The sequence below is a fragment of the Paraburkholderia bannensis genome (genome assembly GCF_014200455.1).
GTDB lineage: Bacteria > Pseudomonadota > Gammaproteobacteria > Burkholderiales > Burkholderiaceae > Paraburkholderia > Paraburkholderia bannensis_A.
Genome location: NZ_JACHBW010000004.1, coordinates 82,519 through 101,937, shown reverse-complemented (window position 1 = coordinate 101,937; position 19,419 = coordinate 82,519). Strand labels below are relative to the sequence as shown.

The 19,419-nt window shown below is 64.6% G+C and carries 22 protein-coding genes and 1 pseudogene; 8 read left to right on the top strand and 15 right to left on the bottom strand.

What is annotated here, in order from left to right:
- Window positions 1-110 precede the first annotated feature (110 nt).
- Together F4827_RS08515 and F4827_RS08510 are read left to right on the top strand one after the other, a co-directional pair.
- Window positions 111-590: an Lrp/AsnC family transcriptional regulator gene (locus F4827_RS08515; RefSeq protein ID WP_183723557.1), complete on the top strand. Its 480-nt coding sequence runs from the start codon at window positions 111-113 to the stop codon at window positions 588-590.
- Between the two features lie 57 nt (window positions 591-647).
- A complete protein-coding gene (locus F4827_RS08510) occupies window positions 648-1,055 on the top strand; it encodes a VOC family protein (protein WP_183723556.1) in 408 nt (135 codons plus the stop codon).
- Window positions 1,056-1,095: 40 nt separating this feature from the next.
- Here the strand turns inward: F4827_RS08510 and F4827_RS08505 are convergent, their stop codons facing one another.
- The 4 genes from F4827_RS08505 to F4827_RS08490 all read right to left on the bottom strand — a co-directional run bounded on the left by F4827_RS08505 (window position 1,096) and on the right by F4827_RS08490 (window position 5,884).
- Window positions 1,096-2,094 (bottom strand): zinc-dependent alcohol dehydrogenase family protein, encoded by a 999-nt coding sequence (locus F4827_RS08505; RefSeq protein ID WP_221303635.1) that lies wholly within the window; start codon window positions 2,092-2,094, stop codon window positions 1,096-1,098.
- Between the two features lie 33 nt (window positions 2,095-2,127).
- Window positions 2,128-3,030, bottom strand: coding sequence for a LysR family transcriptional regulator (locus F4827_RS08500; protein ID WP_183723555.1), 903 nt, complete (start codon window positions 3,028-3,030; stop codon window positions 2,128-2,130).
- Window positions 3,031-3,115: 85 nt separating this feature from the next.
- The gene (locus F4827_RS08495; protein WP_183723554.1) at window positions 3,116-5,230 is read right to left on the bottom strand and encodes a pyridoxamine 5'-phosphate oxidase family protein; all 2,115 of its coding nucleotides are present in this window, start codon (window positions 5,228-5,230) and stop codon (window positions 3,116-3,118) included.
- A gap of 42 nt (window positions 5,231-5,272) precedes the next feature.
- Window positions 5,273-5,884, bottom strand: coding sequence for a glutathione S-transferase family protein (locus F4827_RS08490; protein ID WP_183723553.1), 612 nt, complete (start codon window positions 5,882-5,884; stop codon window positions 5,273-5,275).
- A gap of 217 nt (window positions 5,885-6,101) precedes the next feature.
- Between F4827_RS08490 and F4827_RS08485 the strand changes: the two genes are divergently transcribed.
- Window positions 6,102-6,635 carry a Fur family transcriptional regulator gene (locus F4827_RS08485; protein WP_183723552.1) on the top strand — a complete coding sequence of 178 codons (534 nt, stop codon included), beginning with the start codon at window positions 6,102-6,104 and terminating at the stop codon, window positions 6,633-6,635.
- Window positions 6,636-6,957: 322 nt separating this feature from the next.
- Window positions 6,958-7,341 (top strand): Rap1a/Tai family immunity protein, encoded by a 384-nt coding sequence (locus F4827_RS08480; RefSeq protein ID WP_183723551.1) that lies wholly within the window; start codon window positions 6,958-6,960, stop codon window positions 7,339-7,341.
- A gap of 62 nt (window positions 7,342-7,403) precedes the next feature.
- On the opposite strand, the gene F4827_RS08475 is transcribed toward F4827_RS08480, so the two are convergent.
- Window positions 7,404-7,820 carry a hypothetical protein gene (locus F4827_RS08475; RefSeq protein WP_183723550.1) on the bottom strand — a complete coding sequence of 139 codons (417 nt, stop codon included), beginning with the start codon at window positions 7,818-7,820 and terminating at the stop codon, window positions 7,404-7,406.
- A gap of 147 nt (window positions 7,821-7,967) precedes the next feature.
- Window positions 7,968-8,324, bottom strand: a complete 357-nt coding sequence (locus tag F4827_RS08470; protein WP_183723549.1) for a hypothetical protein — start codon at window positions 8,322-8,324, stop codon at window positions 7,968-7,970.
- A gap of 290 nt (window positions 8,325-8,614) precedes the next feature.
- On the opposite strand from F4827_RS08470, the gene F4827_RS08465 reads away from it, so the two are divergent.
- Entirely contained in the window at window positions 8,615-8,839 is a 225-nt protein-coding gene (locus F4827_RS08465) for a hypothetical protein (protein ID WP_183723548.1), read from the top strand.
- A gap of 74 nt (window positions 8,840-8,913) precedes the next feature.
- On the opposite strand, the gene F4827_RS08460 is transcribed toward F4827_RS08465, so the two are convergent.
- Window positions 8,914-10,572 carry an NRAMP family divalent metal transporter gene (locus tag F4827_RS08460; RefSeq protein WP_183723547.1) on the bottom strand — a complete coding sequence of 553 codons (1,659 nt, stop codon included), beginning with the start codon at window positions 10,570-10,572 and terminating at the stop codon, window positions 8,914-8,916.
- Window positions 10,573-10,664: 92 nt separating this feature from the next.
- Window positions 10,665-10,817 carry a hypothetical protein gene (locus tag F4827_RS08455; protein ID WP_183723546.1) on the bottom strand — a complete coding sequence of 51 codons (153 nt, stop codon included), beginning with the start codon at window positions 10,815-10,817 and terminating at the stop codon, window positions 10,665-10,667.
- Window positions 10,818-11,835: 1,018 nt separating this feature from the next.
- Between F4827_RS08455 and F4827_RS08450 the strand changes: the two genes are divergently transcribed.
- Window positions 11,836-12,030: a hypothetical protein gene (locus F4827_RS08450; RefSeq protein ID WP_183723545.1), complete on the top strand. Its 195-nt coding sequence runs from the start codon at window positions 11,836-11,838 to the stop codon at window positions 12,028-12,030.
- A 119-nt stretch (window positions 12,031-12,149) separates the two neighbouring features.
- Window positions 12,150-13,592: a carbohydrate porin gene (locus F4827_RS08445; protein ID WP_183723544.1), complete on the top strand. Its 1,443-nt coding sequence runs from the start codon at window positions 12,150-12,152 to the stop codon at window positions 13,590-13,592.
- Window positions 13,593-13,612: 20 nt separating this feature from the next.
- Here the strand turns inward: F4827_RS08445 and F4827_RS35150 are convergent, their stop codons facing one another.
- The 7 genes and pseudogenes from F4827_RS35150 to F4827_RS35145 form a co-directional block, all read right to left on the bottom strand.
- Window positions 13,613-13,822 carry a YXWGXW repeat-containing protein gene (locus tag F4827_RS35150; protein WP_311672915.1) on the bottom strand — a complete coding sequence of 70 codons (210 nt, stop codon included), beginning with the start codon at window positions 13,820-13,822 and terminating at the stop codon, window positions 13,613-13,615.
- Between the two features lie 166 nt (window positions 13,823-13,988).
- On the bottom strand, window positions 13,989-15,152 hold the full coding sequence (locus F4827_RS08435; protein ID WP_221303634.1) for a DUF1501 domain-containing protein: 1,164 nt from the start codon (window positions 15,150-15,152) through the stop codon (window positions 13,989-13,991).
- A 5-nt stretch (window positions 15,153-15,157) separates the two neighbouring features.
- Window positions 15,158-16,615: a DUF1800 family protein gene (locus F4827_RS08430; RefSeq protein WP_183723542.1), complete on the bottom strand. Its 1,458-nt coding sequence runs from the start codon at window positions 16,613-16,615 to the stop codon at window positions 15,158-15,160.
- A gap of 123 nt (window positions 16,616-16,738) precedes the next feature.
- A complete protein-coding gene (locus F4827_RS08425) occupies window positions 16,739-17,266 on the bottom strand; it encodes a periplasmic heavy metal sensor (RefSeq protein ID WP_183723541.1) in 528 nt (175 codons plus the stop codon).
- A complete protein-coding gene (locus tag F4827_RS08420) occupies window positions 17,263-17,748 on the bottom strand; it encodes a hypothetical protein (protein ID WP_183723540.1) in 486 nt (161 codons plus the stop codon). The genes F4827_RS08425 and F4827_RS08420 overlap by 4 nt, the downstream gene beginning before the upstream one ends.
- Window positions 17,745-17,891 (bottom strand): annotated as a pseudogene (locus F4827_RS08415) (sigma factor-like helix-turn-helix DNA-binding protein); the annotation flags it as partial. The gene F4827_RS08420 and the pseudogene F4827_RS08415, both read right to left, overlap by 4 nt.
- Before the next feature lie 74 nt (window positions 17,892-17,965).
- Entirely contained in the window at window positions 17,966-18,946 is a 981-nt protein-coding gene (locus F4827_RS35145) for a tyrosine-type recombinase/integrase (protein ID WP_260184467.1), read from the bottom strand.
- On the opposite strand from F4827_RS35145, the gene F4827_RS08405 reads away from it, so the two are divergent.
- Window positions 18,931-19,383, top strand: a complete 453-nt coding sequence (locus F4827_RS08405; RefSeq protein WP_184123791.1) for a head decoration protein — start codon at window positions 18,931-18,933, stop codon at window positions 19,381-19,383. The two genes, F4827_RS35145 and F4827_RS08405, sit on opposite strands and share 16 nt — an antisense overlap.
- Window positions 19,384-19,419: the final 36 nt, after the last annotated feature.

Sequence of the window (19,419 nt, the reverse complement as noted above, 5' to 3'; positions counted from 1 at the left end):
GCGCAGCAAGCGCCTTGAGTGCTGAAATGATATTGCGCGGGCGCCGTGAAAAAATCGCATAATCGCAGGGTTTTCTGCAAAAAAAATCTCGTTTCTTCACAGGCCCGCTTATGGCGATTGAACTCGACGCCTTCGATTGCAAACTTTTAATGGAGGTGCAGCGCGATGCCCAGATTCCGCAGAGCGAACTGGGCGCGCGCGTGAATCTCTCGACGGCAGCCGTCAACCGCAGGCTGCGCCGGCTGGCGGACGAAGGCGTGATCGACCGCTACGCGGCCATCGTTTCGCCCGAGAAAACCGGTCACCCGATCACGGTGGTGGCTAACGTGGAAGTGGAGAGCGAACAGATCGATCTGCTCGACGCGATGAAGCGCACGTTCGCGCGTTGCCCGCAGGTCCAGCAATGCTATTACGTGGCGGGCGAATGGGATTTCGTGCTGATTCTGGCCGTGCGCGACATGGACCAGTACACCGAACTCACGCGCCAGCTATTCTTCTCGAACAACAATGTGAAGCGCTTCAAGACGCTGGTGAGCATGAGCCGGGTGAAGGTCGGGCTGGAAGTGCCGCTCGTTGCCTCGGCAGAATGAATCGCCGCGCCTGATTTGCATCGTTACCGCACACTTCATGGCGAAAGGAGCCAGTTCATGAGCACGCAAACGCTGACCGCAGGTGTCGATCACATCGGTTTGACCGCGAAGGATCTGGCGGCCACCAGCGCATTTTTTATCGATTGTCTGGGCTGGAAGAAGGTGGGCGAGCGGCCCGAATACCCGGCGATTTTCGTCTCGGATGGGCACGTGCTTGTGACGCTCTGGCAGCGCACCGACGCTGACAAGGGCGTGGATTTCGATCGCAAGGCCAATATCGGGCTGCATCACCTCGCGCTGCGCGCGGCCAGCGAAGCGGCGTTCGCTACGCTGTTCGAGCGTGTCTCGAACTGGCCTGGCGCGCGCGTGGAGTTCGGGCCGGAACTGCTGGGCAAAGGCCCGAAACGGCACATGATGGTGTACGAACCGGGCGGCATCCGTATCGAATTCGATCTCGCGGCCTAGCGCATGGCGAATTACGCATAGCACGTTGCGCCGCGAGTCGCTAGACGGCGATATCGACCACGACCTTGCCTTCGGCTTGACGGCTTTCCACGAGTGCATGCGCCTCGTCGACATTCGCCAGCGTGAAGCGGCGAGGGTCGAGCGTCACGTCGATCCTGCCCTGTTCGGCGAGCTTGCCGATCTCGCGCAGGATCTCGCCGTGCGCGGCGCGGCCTTCGCGGGTGAGCAACGGCAGCAGCGTGAACACGCCTGAATAACTGGCCGCGCGGAACGACAGCGGCGCGAGCGCATGCGCGCCCCAACCGAGCGCGCTGACGACGTGACCGAAGCGCGCGACCGCATGAAACGCGCGGTCGAGGCTTTCGCCGCCCGCGGTGTCGTAGACCACGTCGAAGCCGCGTCCGTCCGTGTATTGCCTGACGATATCTTTCATGTCGGTGGTTGGCCCGTCAATGCCTGGGATGCCGAAGCGTTCCACCAGTGCTCGACGCGCAGCGCCCGCCGTGGCGAATACCCGCGCGCCCAGCGCCTTCGCGAGTTGAATCGCGGCCTGGCCCACCGCGCCTGTGCCGCCCAGTACCAGCACCGTCTGACCAGACTGCACGCGCGCGCGGTCGACCAGTCCTTCCCATGCGGTGATGAACGCCAGCGGCAAGGTAGCGGCTTCCCGCAGGCTCAGCGTCGAAGGCGCGGGGGCGAGCAGGCGCGCGTCAACCGCCGCGAACTCCGCGAGCGAACCTTGCACGCCGCCGACCCCGCCGGTCATGCCGTACACCTTGTCGCCCGGTTTGAACGCCGTCACGCCTTCGCCCACCTCCGCGACTTCGCCCGCAGTATCGATGCCGGTAATCGCCGGCAACGGGTGTTGCGCGTGCGCGGCGGCGCCGCGCCGGATCTTGGTGTCAAGCGGATTGACCGCGCTAGCGTGGATGCGCACGAGCACTTCGCCAGCACCGGCGCGTGGGCGCGGTACGTCGGTGAGCACGAAGGGTGCATTGGGCGCGGCCAGCAGCGCGGCTTTCATGGTGTTGGACGACATGACATCTCCGATGATGCAGTGTGTTGAAGGCGATCAGGGATTCAACGACGCATGTGCGCGCAGACGCTCGATCGCCAGATCCAGAAACGCCCGCACCTTGCGCGTGGCGTGTCGGCCTTCGCGGTGCAGAACGTGAATCGGCAACGGCTGCGGCTCGTAATCGGCCATCACGATCTGCAGGCGTCCGGCTTCGAGCTGCTGCGCGACCTGATAGGAGAGCGCCTGGGTCAGCCCGAAGCCGTCGGCAGCGGCGCTGATGGCGGAATCGTTGGTGGTGGTGGAGAGCCGCGCTCGCCTCTGTGCCGTCATGCGCGGCGCACCCGCGCCAAAACGCCATTCGGGCAGCGACGACGCGCCGCTCACGGTGATCAGCACATGGCCGTCGAGCTGGTCGGGGCGCGACGGCACCCCATGCGTTGCGAGGTAGTCCGGCGAGGCGACCACCACGCGCCGCACGCTGCCCACGCGCACGGCCTGCATCGACGAATCGGCCAGTTCGCCGATCCGCACGCCCACGTCGATACCTTCATCGATCAGATTCACCAGACGGTCGAGAAACCAGCAGCGCACATCGGCATCGTCATAGCTGCGCAGATATTCGAGCACGATGGGCGTGACGAAAATGCGTCCGAACAAAACGGACGCGGTAATGCTCAGGAGTCCTCGTGGTACTTCCAGGCTGCCAGCCACGGCGTGATCGGCTTGTTCGATATCGCTGAGAATGCGCCGGCAGCTATCGGCGTAGCCCGCGCCCGCTTCGGTCACGCGCACGATGCGCGTGGTGCGGGTCAGCAGTCGCACGCCTAGCGTGTCTTCAAGTTCGCTGACGATGCGCGTGATGACGGAAGGCGAGACTTTGAGCTTGCGCGCAGCGGCGGCGAAACCGCCGTTGTCCACTACCGAGAGGAAAGCGGTCATCGCCTGCAGACGGTCCATGGCGCGGGGTCCGCGCAAGCGCGGAATAAAGGTGACAGGTGCTCGCAGTATACAGTGGGGTGGCATCGTCGCGTGGTCCATGCGCTTACAGATCGAGCACCAGCGCAGGCGTTGAGCCGTCGTCGCTTGCGGCGGGCACGGCGCAGCAGATCAGCGCCTCGTGTTCGCCGACGGCGGCGGCGGGCGGCTGATCCGGATAGGCGACCGCGCCTTCCAGAATGCGCGTGCGGCAGGTCCCGCAACTGCCGCCGCGGCAGCTGAATTCAGGTGCGAGGCCGCTTGCTTCTGCAAGGTCCAGCAGCGTGCCGCTTGCTTGCGGCGTCCATCGCACCTCTTGCGCGGCGCGCGCGAAACGTACCGGCACCTCGACGCTTGCAGCTGCGCGCGGCGGTGTTGCCGGCTGCACGCCGGGATCGGCTTGACGCCTGAGCGCGGCGGGACCGAACGCTTCCGCATGAATGCGTGCATCGGCGATATTCAGGCCGCGCAGGCCATCGTAGATCGACTGCATGAAACCGCCGGGACCGCACAGATAGAAGTCGTAATCGTTGAACGGCAAGACTTCGCCGAGCATCGCCATGTCGATATGGCCCAGCGCCTGATAATCGACGCCCGACACCGCATCGGCCGAATCGCTCAGCACCTTGACGAGCGTGAGCGCGCCGCCCGCTGCGCGCACGAGCGCCTGGAGTTCTTCGTCGAAGGCGCGGTCGGCTTTGTGGCGGGCCGCGTAGAGTAACCACGTCGGGCGAATGCGGCGCGTGCGTAATCCTTCGTAGACGAGATGGCGCAGCATCGCGAGCAGCGGCGTGATGCCGACGCCAGCCGCAAGCAGCACAGCCGGTCTGGTTGCGCGCGCATCGATCGTGAATTCGCCTGCTGGCGCACGTGCTTCGATCCGGTCGCCCACCTTGAGCGTATCGTGCAGATAGCCCGAGACGCGGCCTTCGCGCTTTACGCTGATGCGGTATTGACCGTCCGAAGGCGCAACCGAAAGCGTGTACGTGCGGATCGTGGGCTTCGCGTCGCCGGGCAGCGTCACCCGGATCGGCAGATGCTGTCCGGCTGCATGGCGAACGAGGCCCGCGTCGTCGGCGGGCTGCAGATAGAACGAGCGGATCGTGCGGCTTTCGTCGGCAATGCGCGCCACCTTGAATGGCCGCCATGCGTTGGCAAGCGCCTGAGCCGTCATGCGTTCGGCGGTTTCGCTCCAGTCGCCCGTCAAGGCGGAATTGGGCGACGCGCCGTTGGCGCGCGAAGTCCAGCGCAGCGGCAGCGCACCGGCGCGATAGATCACGCGTTGCGGCGTGAAGCGCCACAGACGTTCCGCGCCCTGAAACGCCGCGATTTCCGGCGAGTCGAGCAACACCTCGGCCGCGCCCGTCAATTGCAGCAGATCGCCCGTGGCGTAATCGACAAACACCAGCCCCGCGCGCGGATTGACGTGCATATTGCCCAGCGTATTGAAGAACAGGTTGCCCGCGAAATCGGGCACGGTGAAGACGCCATGGGAGTCCACGCGCACGAAACCGGCCTTGCCGCCGCGATGCGAAACATCCACCTGACGATGACCGTCCTCGCGATCCACATAGGTGGCAACGAAGAATGAATCGGCGAGTTCGACGATGGCGCGCGCACGCGCATCGAGTCGATCGCTCACCACTGGCGCGATATCGCTGCGCTGATCGGGATCGCGTACGAACTTCGCGTCGCGCTGAAAGATGTACTGCGGGCAGTTGCCGTAGCTGTGCTCGACACGCAGATCGAAGCCCACGCCGCCGTCTTGCGCGTTGCGCTGTACGGTGCCGTTCAGGCGGTTGCGTCGCCGGGTGGGCAATTCGATGCCGAGCAGCGCGAGGGCTGCGCCGTCGTGCATGCCGGCATCGGCGGGATCGTCGGGGTCGTGACCGAGCGCGACATGCAGATGTTTCGCGTCGGGCGCATGGAGGAAACCGGGCTTATGCGCGCGGATCGTGGCCCATACATCACCCGCAGGATCGACCGCGCCCAGCACCACGAACGGCAGTTGCGGATAGAACTGCCGATGTTGCTCGATCAGATGATCGCGCAGATTGCGCCGCCCGACCGCGTCCATACGCTGCTCGACACCGGCGGCGCGTTGCATGGCCAGTTCTCCCGCATGCCATGGCGACGGCGCGGAGACAGGGGAAGTTGCAGGCGAAGTGTTGGCGGTGTTCATGATCGGAAGTCCTCCAGCGGGCGGTGCTCGGGCGCGTCGTTGTCAGGCGCGCAAACCTGCGCGGCTTTGCGGGAACGGCACGAAACGCGGCAAGGCTTCGACGCGCTTGAGCCACGCTGCGATATGACGGTACGCGCTCGTATCGACGTTGCCCTCGGGCGCGTTGGCGATATAGCTGTACAGCGCGACGTCGGCGATGGTCGGATGCGCGGCCGCGATCCATTCGCGCTGCGCCAGTTCGGCGTCGATGACGGCGAGACTCGCGTGGGCGCGGGCGATCACTTCATCGGCGTTGAAGCTTGCGTTGAAGACGGTATTGAGCCGCGCGGCGCAAACGCCATAAGCGATCTGGCCCGCCGCGACCGAGAGCCACCGCTGCACCTGCGCCGCGCCCAGGGGCGTTTCCGGCAGCCAGTCGCTGCGCTGGTACTTCTTCGCCAGATAGACGAGGATCGCATTCGAATCGGCGATGACGATCTCGCCGTCTTCGAGCACCGGCACCTGGCCAAAGCGGTTCAACGCCTGAAACGCGGGCGACTTGTGCTCGCCCGCAGCGAGATCGACCGGCACGAGTTCGTGCTCGACGCCGAGCAGCGAGAGAAACAGTTGCGCGCGATGCGCATGACCGGACAGCGGGGTGTAGTGCAGTTTCATGTGACGGCTTCCTGGGCTGGATTGAGAACACGGCAACGGCCGCGATGAAGGCCAGTCTAGGCAACTGGGCGCGGGAACAGAATCGGCCGCCGCGCGATTTCACTATTGCGCTAACGCGAACGATGGGCGATGCAAAAGGCATGTGCATTGCTAATGATAGTGATTTGCATTTACAATTTAGACGCTATTGAGCCAGCGACCGATGCATAAGCGCGCCATGGAGACAGCCGAATTGAAGGACCCTGACGACGATCTCGACAACCCGGACAACGCCGACCTGACTGCGGCGGCCGTGTGCGCATTCCTGCGCTCGAAAGGGCTCAACGTCACGAAGACGCGGCTGCACGTGCTCGCGCTGCTCAGCGAATTCGACCGCCCCGTGAGCGGCGAAACGCTCTTTCGGCACATCATCAAAAAGCGAGAGAGCATGAGCAAGGCAACGATTTATCGCACGCTCGTGGAGTTCGAGAAGGCAGGTGTGGTGAGCCGTCAGTGGGTAGCAGGGTTGACCGGCGCACGGGCCGCTTATGTGTCGCTGCAGAAGCCGCGCGGCGAGACGTTCCATCAGATCGTGTGCCGCGACTGCGAGCGGCGTCATGCGCTTGCGGATGACGGCGTGCTCGAACGTATTCGGCAGGCCTTGCGGGAAGAAGCGGCGCTGGGCAGCCGGCCGCAGCCGCTCACGATCTATTACCTGTGCACGGGTTGCGCCGGTCGCAATCCTCTCGTTGGCATGGAAGCGCCGAATTAAGCCCGCGCCTTCACCGACGCCGCTGCCAGCGATTTCAACCCGTCCGGCAACGCACGAGCGTCGAGCGTCGCCGGGATCACGGACCGCTATCAGTGGCGCAACGTGAGTCACGATCTGCTGATGGATTTCAACTGGGGCGGGAATGGCCCGAGCGGCTGGCCGGTTTCGACGATGTTCTCGCAGCCCGAACTGGATGCCAAGGCGCGAACGCGGCGATCTGTGCATTGTTTGCGATGCGATACCCCGGACTTGACGGCAGGCAAACCCGCCTGGCGGCGCCGAAGCTATGCTTGCGCCGACCCATTTCCGGAGCGTCGCCAACATGAAAAAAACCATCCTCGCGCTTCTCTTTGCGCTTAACTTCGTATCGGGTGTCGGCATTGCCGCCGCGCAGACCGCTTACGCACCGTCGGCGACGTCTCCAACGTCGGCTTCCATCGATCAAGGCGACGGATTCTTCGGCGCGTGTCAGCGAGAGGAGAACATCGACGCGTGTTCGATGTATCTGGCCGGGTATTCGAACGGCACGCTCGTGCAGGCACTGATCGACAAGCAGCGGCCCCGCTACTGTTTGCCGCCCAATCTCACGCGCAAGGACCAGTTACGCGTGGTGCTCGTTTATATGAAGGGGCATCTCGATCTGATGCTCGAACCCACCGGCGCGATCATCTACAAGGCGCTGCTTGCCGCGTTCCCCTGTAAATAAGGCGTGCCGGATTTCGCAGGCGTCCAGCCGCTTCAGCGGCCGGGCCTGCGCAGCGGCAATCTTCAGACCACCAGATGCTTCATGATCGCTTCGATGCCGCGGCGCATGCGGTTCACCGCTTCAGCTGCATTCACCACCTTGCTATAGGTAGGGCTAAACTCCGGACCGCGCGACGGATGGGCTTCGAAGTTCCTGGTTGCGTCACTGTCCAGCGCGGGCGCGATATGCGCGCCGCTGTTGAATAGGTGGCGCGGCAGATGCGGCTCCAGCATCTTGAATAACGTGGCGAATTCGTCGTTCGCAAGGCGCACCTGCTCATGCAGCAGTTCGAATGCGTCGTTGAGTCTGGGGACCGACGCGGCTGGCGGCGAGCCCGCGAGAGCGTCGGTCTGAAGGCCGGCTTGCTGCAGGCGCTCCATCGCGATTGCAGCGGTGACGGTGGGAGCCGCGTGGCGGCTATCGCTTTGAGTTGTGTCCATCGATGGGTTCCTGTTGCTAAGGTTCCAGCGTGCTGGATTTCGCCGTACGCGAGGCGCACGGCGTTTGACGCGCGGGATTCTAAGCGGCCTTGCCAGCCTTTCATCCTGAAAACAAGGCCTGCGTGCAGGAACATCGCGTGGCGTTTTCTAGCGTCTCACCAGCATGCAAAGATTGCGGAACTGGGTACGCTCCTCGTCATAACCGGTAAGCGCACCCTGGCACCACCAGTTGCGCTGCTCAAGCCGCGCCTTGTGCGCAAGCTCCGCTGCAGTGGGTATCCAGTAGCGGTTGTTAGCCGATCGCCCGGCTTCCCGTAACGTGCCTGATTCAAGCGCCCGAGCGAGCATTTCGTTGAGCAGGGGCGCACGAACGCCTAGCAGCTTGCCGAGTTCCCGCGCGCTATAACGCACCCCCGCATTCATGACGGCAACCAGGTCTGGTATTCCGGACGCTTGTGTTGCCGCTTCGGTGTTGGTCTCCATTTCCCCGTGCTTGATCGACATGGCTTTCTCCCACAATGATTGGCGCAAGAGGCCGTGCGCAAAGTGCCTGGCCGCAGGAGACTATAGACGCCGCGCTTTTGCATAAAATGATGTGTGTCAAAGCGCAAGCGCGCTTCGATGGCCAATTGCCGGAGGCATGACCCAAACCCATGCCATGGCAAGGGAGAGCAATAAAGAAGGTTTGACGGGATGAGCACGAGCGTGCGTTCGTGCCCTGTATCACAGCGCCGACGCGCTTGAGGTAAGATGCGCGGCTCAAATGTAGGGCGGCATTGCCGCAGGGTGCACGAATGGATCAGAAGAAAGCCGAGCGCCTTCTTGTCGATGCGGACAGGATGGCCGAATTCGTTCTCAAATGTTTCGACCTCACGCTTGAATCGCAGCCCGGCCGCGATCTCTATGAACGCGCGTTTGGAACCTATATTCGCACCGAAGTGGGCGATATGCCGATGGCCGAAATTTACGACTCGATCAAGACTGAGCCGGTCTACGATCTGACGCCCGAGCATGACTGAAGCCTGAATGACGATGCGGCGCGCCCATACCCATCCGGCGCGCCGCATTGTTTCAGCTGTTCAGCCGCGCAATGTCAGGCAAAGAACGTCATCTGCACGACCTTCACGATCACCAGAATCACCGCCACCAGCAGATAGCCGCGCAGCACGCCCATCCATACCCGCTTCGAAAGCGAAAGAGCGGGCGGCGGCAGTTCCGCGAGCGGGGGCATGCGCCACATATCGCGTGCGCCTTGCGGCCAGCTTTGCGTCACTTCGGCAGGTTCGCGACGCAGCTTGCGCAGCGCGAGCGTGACCGCGTAACCCGCGACGGCGAGCACCGTGCCGCCCGCAAGAATTTCCAGAATCGTCTCGCCGCTCATATCCGGGTACATGACCGATGCCGTGAGTACGATCGACAGCATCACCAGTACCCACACCACCGCACCCGTGAACAGGTTCAGCGCCTTCGAGTTGACCCACGGGCCGAGCACAGCACGGTCGTTGCAGAGCAGCAGCAGGAACACTGTGGCGCTGGGCAGCAGCACGCCCGCGAGGGTCTGCACCGCTTCGGTCAACAGTCCGAGCGGGCTGCCCGGAATCAGCACGATGGCGGCGGCCATGGCGACGATGCCGAAGTACACGAGATAAAAGCCCTTCGCGTCCGACACGCCGCGGTGCAGCGAATGGCGGATCTTGAACACATCGCCGATCGCATAGGCCGTCGAGAGCGACACCGCCGCCGCGCCGATGATGGCCGCGTCGAACAGCGCAATCGCGAACAGCACCGCCGAGGTATGGCCCGCATACTTCTCCAGACCGGCGATTACGCCACCCGCATCGCTGAAATTGCCGAATTCGGGCTTGCCGGCAAAGAGCTGCGCGCAGAACGCGATCATGGCCACCGCGCCAATCAGCACGAACAGGATGCCGATCCACAGATCCGCTTTCTCATACTTCATGAAACGCGGCGTGATGCGCTTGTCGATCACATAGCTTTGCTGGAAAAACAGTTGCCACGGCGCGACCGTCGTGCCGACGATGCCGATCACGAGCAGCATCACATCGGACAGCTTGGCGTGAGCGGGCCAGTTCGGCACGAAGAAGTCGCGTGTCATCTGGCCGACGGGCGGATGGATCGACACCAGCACCGGCACCAGCAGCAGGCTGAGCAGGCACAGCACTACCGCGAAGCGCTCGAAACGCCGGAAATTACCGGTACTGACGGCGGCCATCGTCAAGGCGGCCGCCACACACACGCCCGCAATCTTTGGCAGACCGAAGAAGTCGAGCACGAACGTGATGCCGATGAACTCGGTGACGATGGTTAGCGCATTGAGAACGAAGAGGTCGATAACGCTGAAGGCGCCCCAGAACTTGCCGAAGCGTTCGAAGATGAGCCGCGCGTGACCTACGCCGGTAACCGCGCCCAGGCGCAGAACCATTTCCTGGTTCACATACAGCACGGGCACGAGCAGCAGCAGGGTCCACAGCAAGGCGGTGCCGTAATTCTGGCCCGCCTGCGTATAAGTGCCAAAAGCGCCGGCGTCGTTATCGCCCACCATCACGATCAGGCCGGGTCCGAGGATCGCGAGCAGGGTGCGAAAGCGCGCCCACCAGTTCGTGCGCGGCGCGAGGTCATGGCGCGAGATGGTGCCGAGCGCACCGTGAATATCGCCCACATGGGCTTCGTCGAGCACGGCGCTGCGTGGTGGCGACACGTTCGATTGAGGAAAGTTGGCTGGCGTGGACATGATGGTTCCGTTTTATCGTTGTGGCTTGAAAGATCGGCGTGCGTGCTCGCGCAACCGTCCAGGCAGGCGGTTGCGCGAGCGGGCAAAGCCGCTCAGGAAAAGCTGTGCGTGAGGCGCTGCCAGAGCTGCGCGATGCGCTGGGCGGCGCGGCCCGGCGTGCGTTCGTGAAGTGCGAGCATGCGGTCGTAGTGGCCGCGTGCTTCATCGACGTGAGGCAGGCTGGAAAGCAGGAGTGCGAAGTTCATGATGTGGCTCCGGGCGTCGGTTGTCCGATGTCGGGCTCGACGCGTTGGCGGGAAAGCCAGCGGACCGGAGGCCGTGCGCGCGATGCGCAGGCGGCAAACGTCTACTTGCTTCCCCCGTTCAGGGACGATGGGTTCATTGGCATGCGTATGGGATAACTGTCACTGTCTGGCATGGCGACTCCTTTTATCGGCAAGGCGAACGCTGTCCGCGGCATTAAGGTGGCGGTAAGGACGGGCGTGCGCGTACGCAGTCGCGGGCGTCGGCCCGCAACGGCGAATGCATCGAAAACCACGCGGACGTGCGAAAGCCACGGCCGGGTGGCGCGAATTCAGGGGTGCACGGAGATTGATTGCGGCGCGCACCGTCTTGCCTGCTGGCAGGACGGCGGCTAACGGGAGGTGAGCGCGGACGTCGAGCCGGTCAGGCGGCGAAACAGTTCGAAGATCGACTACTGCTGGTGTCCAAGGCGTCAGCCCCCTTAGTGAAGATGCCGGGATTCTAGGCACCGGGCGTTTGATGCGTCAACCGGTTTCTTGCATTCGATGCAAATTCAATGCGATCGGCGCCGCAGGAATAAAAATGAAAGACTTGGCCCCGTGAATTGCGTAGGAAACCTGTCCATCGGCTTGCGTCGAAATTGCATTTTCGCGGCCTGCTCATCGCATTATGAGGCCGAAAACAACGCTCAATCTTTTGGCGTGTTTTTTACTTGCGGTTTTGCGCAAGTGCCGAATACAATCCGGCCCGTCACATCGAAAGGAGTCCCTCGTGGACACATGCTCTAGCAGTGGAAGTCGGATGCCGGCCTGCGCCGGCGTCGCATCCGCGAGTTAGGCGCCGCAGGACTTTTCCTTCGCCGCCAACTCGCTCTGGTCGGGTTGGCGCGCTTCTTCGTTTTTCCGTAGCACGCTCCCTCTGTTGAACCGTCTTTCGCAGGCATGCCTGCGAGGCGCCTGCACGCCTGCGTGCGTGCATCCATTCGCCGCCCGATCTGTTCGGGCGGGCGGAGGTGGGCTTATGTCCGTCAAATTTATCGTTACGTCATGCCTGGGCGGACCTCGTCCGCCCTATCCGCGCGTTGCGCCTGCCGCGCTCGCGCTGGCGCTCACCGTCGCGGTCGTCGCGGCGATCGCGCTCGTTGCGCTGTTGTGCGCGTCATCCGCCGCCGGCGAGATCGATCGCGCGCTGCGTTTGAACTGGTGGTTCTCTTAGGCGTACTCGCTACACCGGGCGCCGTTCCTCGCCCGCCTGCGCGGGCCTGATTTAAACCGGCTCACTTTCGCAATCGCTCCGCCATTGCGCGGGGCACACTCGTCCCCTACAAAAACATCATGAACAAGCACTTCAACGCTGCACCGTCGTTCCGGGTTTCGCATGTCTTCACCGCCGCGCTGCTCGCCTTTGCGTTGTCGCCAGCGGCCTTCGCTCAGGCCAGCGACGCTGCGGCACCGGCAGAATCGGCCGCACCGGCCGCACCGCCAGGTCTGTGGGATCGCGCGACGCTATTCGGCGATATCGGCGGGCTGCGGCCGTGGCTGGGCGAGCGGGGCATTTCGTTCGGTTTGCAGGAGACCAGCGAATATCTGAACAATCTCTCGGGCGGCGTTCATCGCAGCGACGCTTACGATGGACTCACGGAAATGAGCGTGGGCGTGGATACGCAAAAGGCCTTCGGACTGCCGGGCGGCATATTCAATGTATCGGCGTTGCAGATTCATGGCAGCAATCTCACGCAGCGCAATCTGCTGGCGCTTCAGTCCGCTTCGGGAATCGAGGCTGACTCCACCACGCGTCTGTGGGAACTCTGGTATCAGCAGGGCTTCGCGGGCGGCAAGGCCGATGTGAAGATCGGCCAGCAGAGTCTCGATCAGGAGTTCATGACCAGCCAGTACGCGAACACGTTCATGAACGCGACGTTCGGCTGGCCTGTGCTGCCGTCCGTCGATATGCCTTCGGGTGGCCCCGCGTATCCGCTCTCGGCGCTGGGCGTGCGCCTGCGCGCGATGCCCTCCGATACGTGGACGGTGCTGGCGGGCGTGTTCGACGGGAATCCGTCCGGTAATGGTAGCGGTGATCCACAGAAGCTCAACGCGCACGGCACCAATTTCAATCTGCACGATGGCGCGCTCTTCGTCGGCGAGGTGCAATATGCGCTCAATCCCGCGCCGTCCGATGCGTCGGCGGCAAAGCCCTCAGGATTGCCAGGCACTTATAAACTGGGATTCTGGTACGACACCACGCAGTTCGCCGATCAGCGCTTCGATAGCGCCGGGCTCTCGCTGGCGAATCCGGCGAGCACCGGCGTGCCGCGCATGCACAAGGGCGACTACGGCGTCTATGCGGTCGCGGACCAGATGGTCTGGCGTCCTTCAGCGGATAGCCCGCAGTCGCTGGGCGTTTTCGCGCGGGTGATGGCCGCGCCCGGCGACCGCAATCTGGTGGATCTCGCCGTGAATGCGGGCCTGAGCCTGAAGGCGCCGTTCAAGGGCCGCGACAACGATGTGGTGGGCCTGGCGGTGGGCTATGCCCAGATCGGTTCGCACGCGCAGGCTCTGGCGAGCGATACGGCCGCAGTGACGCCGGGCTATCCGTCGCGCAGCGCGGAAACCGTGCTGGAAGCGACCTATCAATATCAGGTTGCGCCCTGGTGGCAGGTGCAGGCCGACTTCCAGTATCTGTTCAGGCCAGCGGGCGGCATTCCCGATCCGCAGAATGCCACGCGCCGCGTGGGAGATGAAGCGATCGTCGGAGTGCGTACCACGATCGCGTTCTGATTAAGCGACCGAGTCCTGGCTTACCAGGCCTCGACCGAGTGGCCGGGCACCCAGTTCCAATGGTTGCCTTCCCAGCGGTAGTGGCCCTTGACCCAGTGATAGCCGGGTTGGGGTGCGGGCGGCACGACTTCGACGCGCGGCGGCGGCTCGGGTGGTCGTGCCGGCTCGACCACGCAGGCGCAGAGCAGGGCGGCGCAACCGAGTACGGCGAATGAGAGTCTGGTTTTCACGGTGAATTCCTCCTTGATGACGGTGTTATGGTTGGCTTGAGTTCGAGTGCGAGGCCTCGGCATACGTTATGGATGCCGAAGCAAATGGCCTCCTCGCACTGAATCCGCCGTTGTTCGTTGTTCGTTTTTCCTTGTGCTTCGTGCTGGCTTTGTCCTGATCCTCGCATCAGGTTCGCACGAGTCCCGTGATGGGCCGCGTGGTGCCCGCCTGCGAAAACAGCGTGGCCGCCGTGCGTTGCGGATCGAGACCCAGGCTTTCGGCGGCGGCTCCCGCGATCAGCCCATCGAGCGCGGCAGTCGGCCTGAGGTCGCGCGATTCGTAGAGATCGCCGGGACGCAGGCCCGGCCAGTCCGCGATGACGCGGCCACCCGCGACAGCGCCGCCCATCAACATCGCCACCGACCCTTGCCCGTGGTCGGTGCCCCCCGTGCCGTTGGCGGCTGCCGTGCGGCCAAACTCGGTCGCCACCAGCACGGTGGTGTTGTCCCATGCGGGGCCAAGGTTGTCGCGCAATGCGGCGATCATCGTGTCGAGCGCTTTCAACTGGTTCGACAAACGTGCGTTCTGCGCGCTGTGCGTATCCCAGCCGCCGGTTTCGATCATGGCGATGCGCGGCCCGTCCGCGCGCGCCAGGAATCCGGCTGCAAGCTTGCCCACGCTTGCCGGGTCCTGCTTCGCGCTGACGTCGCCGGCGAGGCCGCGCGCCGTCATCGCCGACGTCCACAGGCCATGCAGTTGCGCATCGCCCTCATAGAGCGCGCCGACGCGCGTGAGCAGATCGTCGGAAGCCGCGGGCAGCGCGGACGGCGCATACGAGGTCGCGCGCGCCGCGCCGCGCAAGGCTAGCGGCACCGTGGGCGCGAATGCGATGGCGTTCTCGCGCGTGCCGCCCACTTGCGCGGCGAGCCGGTTGAGCCAGCCGTCCTTCACCTGATACGGCGCACGCCCACCGGTTTCCAGCACATTCTGGCCGTCGAAATGCGAGCGGTCGCGATACGGCGAAGCCACCGCGTGCACGAACAGCGCCTGGCCCGACTTATACATCTGCGCGGTCTGTACCAAAGCGGGATGTAGGGCAAAGGTGCCGTCGAGCTTGATGGCGTTGGCGGTGTCGGCGTTGGCGGTGTCGATAGCGAGCGCACCGCGCAGCCCCGCGTAAGCCGGTTCGGCATAGGGCACGACGATATTCAGGCCGTCTGCCGCGCCGCGCTGGATCACGAAGACGAAGCGTCGCTCGGTGGCGGCGCTGGCGAACACGATCTGCGGCGCGACGAGCATCGCGCCCGCGCCCGCAGCAGCGACGCGCAGGAAGTGGCGACGGGAGAGCATGATGGTTATCTCCTCAGAAAGTCAGGCGAAACGAGCAACAGGGCGAGTGCCGTCGGCGCGCTTTCCGCGTGCGCGACGGCCGAGGCGGTGGGCGGCGTGAGCGTGCCCGGCAAGACAGCCGGCGCGAGCGCACGCGGGTCGATGCGGTCGCCCACGCGCGCGGCGAGACGCTGCGCGACTTCGACCCGGCGCACCAGCGCATCGGGCGCGGCCCAGCTTGCGGCGATGTCGTCGTAGCCTGCGGGCGAACCTGGCCGCCAGACCGGCTGACCCAGTTGCGTGAGCAGGGGCGCGGCATTGAGATCGCCGCGATCGCGCCAGCCGAGCGCGCGCATCGACGAAACGGTCCACTCCCACGGCGTCTTGAACTTGGTGTCGGGCGCGGCCCAGGCTTCGGGCGCGGCGGCCAGCGCGCGATAGACCGTGGGCAGATCGCCGCCGCTTTGCTCGAACGCGTGCGCGAGGCGCCCGGTGAGCGCGGGCGGCGGGTTATCGGCGACGAAATGACGACCCAGCTGGAAAGCGATATGACGGCTGGTGGCGCTCGCTCGCGCAAGATCGTGCAGGATGGCGCGCGCCTGTGCTTCGCCGTCCTGATCATATTGGCGGCCCATTACCGTGCGCGCGCCGGGTTCGTGCAAGGCCGGGCGAAACACGAAAGCGCCGGGCTGTGCGTTGCCCGGCTGCGGGCCGCGCGCGGCGGCCACGCTCCAGCCGGTGAGCGCCCGCGCGAATTCGGTCACGTCTTCCTGCGTGTAGCCGCTGCGCACGCCCAGCGTGTGCAGCTCCATGATTTCGCGCGCCAGATTCTCGTTGAGGCCGCGTCGGTGGGCGGGATCGCGTTGATCGGCGCGCAGCGCGGCGCGGCTGTCCGGCCCCACCGAGCGCGTCTGGTCGAGAAACAGCTGCATGGCCGGATGCTGCTCGACGGCCACTAGCATGTCCTCGAAATTGCCGAGCACATGCGGGCGGATCGCTTCCATTTCGAACGCGCCCGCCAGACCGGCAATGGCCGCCTTGTCGACGGAGACCGCGAAGTGGTTCGACCAGAAATGCACGAGACGCTCGACAAACGGCGTGTCGGTTTGCAGGGCGCTGGTGAGGCGTGCATTGACCGCGCTGCGATAGATATCGGCGCTCTCGCGGCGGATCGCGCGATTGACGGCCTGGCGCGCGGCCTGCGGATTGGAGGCGGCCGATGCGGCTGCGTTGTTCTCGGCCATGGTTTGCGCGCCGCTGGCCGGGGTATCGGCCATACCTTGCTGGCGCTCCTCGCCAAACCGGGTTGCCAGCGCGACCGCGCCGGGTTCGTCGCGCCATGCGGCTGACAGGGGCTCATATCGCGCGAACTGGTCGAGCAGCCACTGTTGCGGGTCGGCGGGCGGTGTTTCGTCGGCGCGCGCGCCCAGGCCGAAGCGGTTCATCGCGATCGCGGCGTCGCGGGCGGTGGGCGGGTTGTCCATGCGCGGTCCTTGTCAGGTCGGGTGAAGGCGTTCGAGGCTTGGTGTGCTGTCCTCGTACTCCTTTAAACGCGGACTCCCGCGCGAATCCGTCGCTGTCCTGCCGGTATTTTTTATCGCCTCCGCTTATTGCGACGAGCTTGCCGACGCATCGGCCTTGCGTTTTGGCGGCGGCAGACGCCACTGCCCGCTGCGCTGCAAGCCTTCGACGAACTTCACGCGTTCCTCGGGTGTAAGCGTGGCGGCGTAATCGGCCACGCCGCGCTCGACCCTGGCGCGCAGCGCGATATCGGATTCACGCGTGCGCGCGAGCGCCGCATCGAGCGCGGCGCGGTCGAAGTTTGGCGCGGCCAGCAGATCGAGCACCTGGCGGCGGCCGTCGCGGGCGGCGCGCGCATCGTCGCGGCCCGCGCGCCGCGCCGCCTTCAAGGCATCGACAAATTGCTGCTGCCGCTCGGGCGAAAGATAGTCGGTGGCGAAGCGCAGCGCCGCGCGCTGGGCGGGCTGCACCTGCTGGCTTTCCTTGAGCGTTTGCGCCTGCGTGACATCCTGCGCGGCGAACCAGCGCCACGCGCCGCCCGCAATCGCGCCGAGCAAAAACACATTGAGCAGGACCGATCCTGCAATCAGCACCTTCAACGAGCGTGCGTTCATTCATCACCCCAATCGGCGTTCGAACCGCCGAAACTCGTACCTGAATAGCTGCTCTCGTGCGTGACATCGTGCAGCGCATCCTGTCCTGCGTCCTGTCGTGCGCCGTAGCCCGTCGTCAACGTATTGCCCGTCAACATGATCGACATCGCCAATGCACCCGCCAACGCACCGGCCAGGCCGACGCCCGCGAACGCCGCGCCCGACCACCAGAAGCGTCGGCGGCGCGTGCTCTGTGCGTTGGTTTGCGCCGGTACGGCCACGGGCGCACTGTCGATGATCTGCTCGACGAGCGCGCGCGCGGGCGGCGCAACCATGTCGCGTGCGAGCCACGCATCCAGTTCCAGCGCGGCTTCGAGCACGGTGTCGGCCAGGGCGCGATGCGCGCGCGCCCAGGCGAGCGCATCGGCGCGTTCGTGCTGCGGCCAGCGGCGCGGATCGGCGCCATAGGCTTCGACGAGTGTGTGGAATCGTTCGGGTGTCATGCTCGATCCTTGCCGGGCCCTTCGCCGGCCAGTTGTGCGCGCAGGGTGCGCCGGGCGCGCGCCAGCAGGCTTTCGAGCGCATCGACCGTGATACCCATCAGCGCGGCCGCCTCGACGTTCGAAAGCTCCTGATAATAAGTGAGCGAATTTCACCGCAAACCCTTATCCAGCAAGGCGCTTCTAATATCCGCGAACCCTTCTTCTAATATTTTCCCGATTACGCAGACTTCGGGATCGCGAGACGGACGTTACTCACGGGCACCGTCCGGTCCTTGAAATAGATCTCGGTCGTAGCCTTGTCGGCATGTGCGGCGGCCACCTGAAGGGCGTCTATATCGTAGCCGGCGCGGCGCGCATCCGTAATCGCCTTTGCCCGGATGTCCTTGATCGTGTAGCCAAACTCCTGCAGCTTCGCGCGGTTGCATGCGTCGCGCCAGACCTTCAAAGCGTCCGATGCTTTCCATGCCGCACCGGTTGCCTTGTGGATCACATGCGGACCCTTGATCTTTCCCAGGCCGCGCGCGATCTCCAACACCGCGTCGATCTCCGGCGTGATAGGCCAGTCGACGGCAATGCCGCTCGAGTCCTGCGTTTTCGATGGCATGAAGTGAATCACGCCATTGTCGCGATCGATCCAGTTTGCTGCCGTGCCTTCCTTCTTCCAGCGCAGCGCGCGGATCTCGGTCGAGCGTTGCACGGTCAGATAGCACAGGTCAACAAGGCAAAGGATCGACGCGGGTGCGTCAGCGGGAGTGACGGTCAAGACTGGCGCGGCATGACTCTCGGGCATGACTGCCGCCGTTACTGAGGCGTTACTCCCTTGCTGGGCGGGCATTACCGGTGATTCAGTCACGACCTTAGGACGCAGCGCGAGCAGCCAAGCGAAGCACGCGACCGCCTCAAGTACGCCCGCGAAAGCGAGTCCGGTCACAAGTTCCGCGCGCGGCGCGGTTACGCCGAAGGCGGTCAGGGCGCCGGTCACGGGATCAGCCAGGGCGGCGGCTCGCTCGGCAGCGGCGCGATCCTGCGCGGCCTCGGCGCGGCGCGCTTCGTCGCGCTCCACGTCAAGCGCATCGAGTCGCGCTGCGGCGGCGGTACGGTCTGCCATCAGGTTCGGGGACGGCGCGACGCAGCGACGCGCATTGGTGCGGGCCAGTCGCGTTACTGCGTCAGCACGGTCACGTGCAATCTCGGCCATACCGCGTCCCTTATGCGGCACAAGCGGGCGTCTATACGGTCGAGTTCGACGACTCGACCCACTTCGTCGTGTCGGATCCGACCGGCGCAGAGGTTGGTCACGGTGTGGCGGGCACCGCTTTCAAGGGCGGCGGCCTGTCGTTCACGATCACCGCCGGTGGCACCGCTTTCGCAGCGGGCGACAGTTTCGCCGTGACCGTGGCCGCAGGCTCGAGCAAGTTCAAGCCGTTCGACCCGGCGAACACCGACGGTTCGCAGATCCCGAGCGGCATTCTGTTCGCGACCAAGGACGTCACCTCGGCAGACAAGCCGTGCGCAGTGGTGACGCGCCTCGCCGAAGTGAATGCGTCGGAACTCGTGTGGCCGACGGGCATGAGCGCAGGAGCGATCGCAACCGCTCTCGTGCAACTCAAGGCGTTGACGATCGTCGCCCGCTGAACACCGTACCGAACCAGACGCCGCCTACGGGCGGCC